General features: G+C 43.9%; 4 protein-coding genes. All 4 read left to right on the forward strand.

Features of this window, described 5'->3' with window-relative positions; genetic code table 11:
- Positions 1–15 precede the first annotated feature (15 nt).
- The 4 genes from recF (at position 16) to gyrA (ending at position 6,041) form a co-directional block, all read left to right on the forward strand.
- The gene (gene recF, locus BTA30_RS05530) at positions 16–1,128 is read left to right on the forward strand and encodes a DNA replication/repair protein RecF (RefSeq protein WP_076760221.1); all 1,113 of its coding nucleotides are present in this window, start codon (positions 16–18) and stop codon (positions 1,126–1,128) included.
- A gap of 18 nt (positions 1,129–1,146) precedes the next feature.
- The gene (gene remB / locus BTA30_RS05535; protein ID WP_076760223.1) at positions 1,147–1,389 is read left to right on the forward strand and encodes an extracellular matrix regulator RemB; all 243 of its coding nucleotides are present in this window, start codon (positions 1,147–1,149) and stop codon (positions 1,387–1,389) included.
- 59 nt (positions 1,390–1,448) lie between these two features.
- Entirely contained in the window at positions 1,449–3,362 is a 1,914-nt protein-coding gene (gyrB, locus tag BTA30_RS05540) for a DNA topoisomerase (ATP-hydrolyzing) subunit B (protein WP_076760274.1), read from the forward strand.
- A gap of 201 nt (positions 3,363–3,563) precedes the next feature.
- Positions 3,564–6,041 carry a DNA gyrase subunit A gene (gene gyrA / locus BTA30_RS05545; RefSeq protein WP_076760225.1) on the forward strand — a complete coding sequence of 826 codons (2,478 nt, stop codon included), beginning with the start codon at positions 3,564–3,566 and terminating at the stop codon, positions 6,039–6,041.
- Positions 6,042–6,251 lie beyond the last annotated feature (210 nt).

Below are 6,251 nucleotides of genomic sequence, written 5' to 3' on the forward strand. Positions count from 1 at the left end.
AGCAGGTGATATTGATTGTATATCCAAAATCTTACATTATCATCTTACCGTAACTATGAGCGCCTTGAGCTCCAATTTGAGAACAAAGTAAACGTGATCATTGGAGAGAACGCCCAAGGCAAAACAAATTTGATGGAAGCGATCTATGTGCTTGCAATGGCAAAATCTCATCGAACCTCAAATGATAAAGAACTCATACGATGGGATGAAGACTATGCTAAAATAGAAGGCAGGGTCATTAAAAAAAACGGTTCTGTTCCCATTCAGCTTGTGATTTCCAAAAAAGGAAAAAAAGGTAAAGTGAATCATATTGAGCAGCAGAAGCTCAGCCGGTATGTCGGGGCCGTTAACACGATTATGTTTGCGCCGGAGGATTTGAATCTTGTAAAAGGCAGCCCCCAGGTCAGAAGAAGATTTCTCGATATGGAAATCGGCCAAGTATCACCAGTCTATCTTCATGACCTTTCTCTTTACCAAAAAATCCTTTCACAGCGAAATCACTTCTTGAAGCAGCTCCAAACGAGAAAACAGACTGATCAAACAATGCTTGATGTGCTGACGGAACAGCTCACGGAATTCGCGGCAAAGGTTGTGATGAAACGACTTCAGTTTGTCGATCAGCTCGAAAAATGGGCTCAGCCCATCCATTCAGGAATTTCAAGAGGGCTGGAGGAACTGACCTTGAAGTATCATACATCTCTTCACGTATCAGATTCGCCTGATTTGTCGAAAATGATCAATAGTTATCAAGAAACGTTTTCTAAATTACGAGATAAAGAAATTGAACGGGGTGTATCCCTTTCAGGTCCTCACAGAGATGATGTTCTTTTTTATGTCAATGGGCGGGATGTACAGACTTACGGATCGCAAGGCCAGCAGCGGACGACAGCACTGTCCCTGAAATTGGCGGAAATTGATTTGATTCAGGAGGAAATTGGGGAATATCCGATTCTGCTTTTGGATGATGTATTATCAGAGCTGGATGACTATCGGCAGTCTCACTTGCTCCACACTATCCAAGGCCGTGTTCAAACATTCGTTACTACGACAAGCGTTGATGGAATTGATCATGAAACCTTAAATGAAGCAGGTATCTTTCGTGTTGAAAATGGCACGCTATTGGACTGAGAAAAATGGGGTGAGGGATTGTATATCCATTTAGGTGACGACTTTGTTGTCTCGACACGTGAAATTGTGGCTATTTTTGATTATAAGGCAAAGGCATCTCCGATCGTTGAAGAGTTCTTAACGAAACAAAAAAAGCGGATTGTCTCTTCAAACAGCACGCCCAAATCAATTGTTGTCACAGTACAAACGATTTATTTTTCTCCTTTAGCCTCAGGCACGTTGAAAAAGCGGGCGCAATCCAAGCCGGAAATTGATTCATAAAGAATCTTTACTATAAATTTATTATGTTTGAAGAAAAGTGTAGGTGAATGTGCGTGGCAATGGAACAGCATAATAATTACGATGAAAATCAGATACAGGTTCTAGAGGGATTGGAAGCCGTTCGAAAAAGACCGGGGATGTACATCGGGTCGACAAGCGGCAAAGGTCTGCACCATTTAGTATGGGAAATCGTCGATAACAGCATTGACGAAGCTTTGGCCGGTTACTGCACTGAAATCAATGTTGTCATTGAAAATGACAACAGCATCACGGTAAAAGACAACGGTCGGGGGATTCCGGTCGGTATTCATGAAAAAATGGGCCGTCCGGCTGTCGAAGTCATCATGACAGTCCTGCACGCCGGAGGTAAATTTGACGGAAGCGGCTATAAGGTTTCCGGCGGTTTGCACGGCGTAGGGGCTTCTGTTGTCAACGCCCTTTCAACCCAGCTGGATGTAACGGTTTACAGGGACGGGAAAATTCATTACCAAGAATTTGAACGGGGCGTTCCGAAGGCCGATTTGAAAGTGATCGGCGAGACCGATGTAACAGGAACGACCACTCACTTCATTCCTGATCGTGAAATATTCACAGAAACAATCGAGTATGACTACGATACGCTTGCCACTCGTGTTCGTGAACTCGCCTTTTTGACAAAAGGCGTAAAAATCACAATTGAAGATAAGCGTGAAGGAAAAGAACAGAAAAATGAATATTGCTATGAAGGCGGAATTAAAAGCTATGTTGAACACTTAAACCGTTCAAGGGAAGTGGTCCACGAGGAGCCGGTCTATATTGAAGGATCGAGAGACGGGATTACTGTTGAAGTAGCGCTTCAATACAATGACAGCTACACAAGCAACATCTATTCATTTGCCAATAACATTCATACGTATGAAGGCGGAGCGCATGAAGCCGGGTTTAAAACAGGCTTGACCCGCGTCATCAATGATTATGCCAGAAAGAACGGCGTATTCAAAGAAAACGACCCGAACTTAAGCGGTGAAGATGTCCGTGAAGGTTTGACAGCGATCATTTCAATCAAACATCCGGACCCGCAATTCGAAGGGCAGACAAAAACGAAGCTCGGTAATTCAGAAGCCCGCACCATAACGGACGCCTTGTTTTCAGAAGCATTGGAAACTTTCTTGCTTGAAAATCCGGATTCTGCGAAAAAAATCGTCGAAAAAGGGGTCATGGCGGCAAGAGCGCGCATGGCGGCCAAAAAAGCGCGCGAGCTGACGCGAAGAAAAAGCGCTCTGGAAGTGTCGAATCTGCCGGGAAAATTGGCTGACTGTTCTTCAAAAGATCCGTCGATTTCTGAGCTCTATATCGTTGAGGGTGATTCGGCGGGAGGATCGGCAAAACAAGGCCGGGATCGTCATTTCCAAGCGATTTTGCCATTGAGAGGTAAAATTTTAAACGTCGAAAAAGCCCGTCTTGATAAAATCTTATCCAACAATGAAGTCCGGTCAATGATCACCGCGCTCGGTACGGGAATCGGCGAAGATTTCAACCTGGAAAAAGCCCGCTATCAAAAAGTCGTGATCATGACAGATGCCGATGTCGACGGCGCGCACATCAGAACACTTCTGCTCACCTTTTTCTACCGATATATGCGGCAAATCATCGAAAAAGGATATATTTACATTGCCCAGCCGCCGCTCTATAAAGTGCAGCAGGGGAAACGCGTCGAATATGCATACAATGACAAGCAGCTTGAAGAAATTTTAAAAGAGCTTCCGCAAAATCCTAAGCCCGGCCTTCAGCGCTATAAAGGTTTGGGAGAGATGAATGCGACTCAGCTTTGGGAAACAACGATGGACCCGGAAACGAGAACATTGCTTCAAGTGACGCTCAAAGATGCAATCGATGCCGATGAAACCTTTGAAATGCTGATGGGAGACAAGGTGGAGCCGCGGCGAAACTTCATCGAAGAAAATGCCCGCTATGTAAAGAACCTAGATATTTAACACCGATAAGACCTTATTTTCGCTTAAATGAAATAAGGTCTTTTCTAAAATATGAAAGGGTGAAACCTTTCATATTCTAGTAATTTAATGTGTATAAAATCAAGATTATTGATATAATGGAGAATAGCCTTATTCGTTGAAGAGTATAAATACAAATCTACTCCCACACAACTCATGTAGATTCTCCAGGGAGGTTTTTTAATGAGTGAACAACATAAGCCCCAAGTTAAGGAAATTAATATCAGTCAGGAAATGCGCACATCTTTTTTAGATTATGCGATGAGTGTTATTGTTTCCCGCGCTCTTCCAGATGTAAGAGACGGCCTTAAACCGGTGCATAGAAGAATCCTGTACGCGATGAACGACCTTGGGATGACAAGTGACAAACCATATAAAAAATCCGCGCGGATCGTCGGCGAAGTTATCGGTAAGTACCACCCTCATGGTGATTCTGCCGTTTACGAATCCATGGTCAGAATGGCGCAGGACTTTAACTATCGGTATATGCTCGTTCAAGGCCATGGAAACTTTGGTTCTGTCGATGGCGATTCGGCTGCGGCTATGCGTTATACAGAAGCGAGAATGTCGAAAATATCCATGGAAATTCTGAGAGATATTAATAAAGACACGATCGATTATCAGGACAACTATGACGGATCTGAAAGAGAACCGATTGTCATGCCTGCCAGATTTCCAAATCTGCTTGTCAATGGAGCTGCCGGGATAGCAGTAGGTATGGCGACAAACATTCCGCCTCACCAGCTCGGTGAAATTATTGACGGTGTATTGGCTGTCAGCAAGAACCCTGAGATGACGCTCGCAGAATTGATGGAAATCATTCCGGGGCCGGACTTCCCGACAGCAGGGATGATCATGGGCAGAAGCGGAATCCGTAAAGCCTATGAAACAGGCAGGGGTTCAATCACGATTCGGGCCAAAGCTCAAATCGAAGAAACATCCTCTGGCAAACAGGTCATCATCATTACGGAAATACCGTACCAGGTGAATAAAGCGAAACTGATTGAAAAAATCGCCGACCTTGTCCGGGATAAGAAAATCGAAGGAATCACAGATCTCCGCGATGAATCAGACCGAAACGGAATGAGGATTGTTATCGAGCTGAGAAGGGATGCAAATGCCAACGTCCTGTTAAATAACTTGTACAAGCAAACGGCTCTCCAAACATCATTCGGTATTAATCTTTTAGCGCTCGTGGACGGACAGCCGAAAGTATTGAGCTTAAAGCAATGTCTTGAGCATTACCTCGATCACCAAAAAGTGGTGATCAAAAGACGTACGGCTTTCGAACTTCGAAAAGCGGAAGCGAGAGCTCACATCCTTGAGGGATTGAGGATCGCTCTAGACCACCTTGATGAAGTTATTTCCTTAATCAGAAACTCGCAAACGGCTGAAATTGCGAAAAATGGGTTAATAGAGAAATTTTCATTGACTGAAAAACAAGCACAAGCCATCTTGGACATGCGTCTTCAGCGGTTAACAGGTCTCGAACGTGAAAAAATCGAAGAAGAATACAAAAGCTTGGTTGAGCTGATCGCAGAGTTAAAAGCGATTTTAGCAGACGAAGAAAAGGTTCTTGAAATCATCCGTGAAGAACTGACAGAGATTAAAGACCGCTTCAATGATGAGCGCCGGACGGAGATCGTGACGTCAGGACTTGAAACAATCGAGGACGAAGATCTCATTACGAGAGAAAATATCGTTGTCACTTTAACTCATAATGGCTATATCAAACGCCTGCCTTCTTCCACTTACCGCAGCCAAAAACGGGGCGGAAAAGGAATCCAGGGTATGGGAACAAATGAAGATGACTTCGTTGAACACCTGATCTCCACATCCACTCATGACACGATTCTCTTTTTCTCAAATAAAGGGAAGGTATACCGTGCCAAAGGGTATGAAATTCCTGAATTCGGCCGAACTGCAAAGGGAATTCCAATCATCAACCTGCTTGAAGTGGAAAAAGGAGAATGGATCAATGCGATCATTCCGGTTTCCGAGTTTGATGATGAATCATACTTGTTCTTTACCACTAAACACGGAATTTCAAAACGGACACCGCTTTCTCAATTCGCCAATATTCGCAACAACGGTTTAATTGCCTTAAGTCTTCGCGGCGAAGATGAGCTGATGGCTGTCCGATTGACTGACGGCAACAGGCAAATTATTATTGGAACGAAAAACGGACTGCTGATTCGATTCTCAGAAACCGATGTAAGACAGATGGGAAGAACCGCAGCCGGTGTTAAGGGCATCACGCTCACAGGTGACGACATGGTTGTCGGCATGGAAATTTTAGAAGAGGATTCCCATGTTTTAATCGTAACGGAAAAAGGATACGGCAAACAGACGCCTGCTTCAGAATACAGAACGCAAAGCCGTGGAGGAAAAGGGTTGAAAACCTGCAAGATCACGGAAAACAACGGGCCTCTTGTTACAGTCAAAGCAACAAAAGGAGAAGAAGATTTGATGATCATCACCGCCAGCGGAGTGATCATACGGATGGATATTAATGATATTTCCATTACCGGCCGTGTAACGCAGGGTGTCCGCCTTATCCGGTTAGGTGATCAGGAGCATGTAGCTACTGTAGCCTTGGTTGAAAAAGACGAAGAAATCGATGACACGGAAACTGAAGAGCTTGAAGCCGATGAATCATAAAAAATGCAGCCTGCGGGCTGCATTTTTTATTGTTGTGTAATATAGATTAGGGTCTTTTCTCCAAATCAATCATATGCTATAATATTTTTTGGCCGCTTATAAAGAAAGCAAAAGCAAAACTTTTTTTAAAAAAGTATTGACCGCTCGTCTCTCAGATGTTATATTTAAGTGGTCGCTTTGAGAGCGGCAACGAAGTTCTTTGAAAACTAA

It is taken from the genome of Bacillus swezeyi, from assembly GCF_001969815.1.
Classification (GTDB): Bacteria; Bacillota; Bacilli; order Bacillales; family Bacillaceae; genus Bacillus; species Bacillus swezeyi.

Bases quoted from the DNA above. Each gene is read 5' to 3' on its own strand.
- gyrB (WP_076760274.1), top strand. From the start codon at position 1,449: ATGGAACAGCATAATAATTACGATGAAAATCAGATACAGGTTCTAGAG.
- gyrA (WP_076760225.1), top strand. From the start codon at position 3,564: ATGAGTGAACAACATAAGCCCCAAGTTAAGGAAATTAATATCAGTCAG.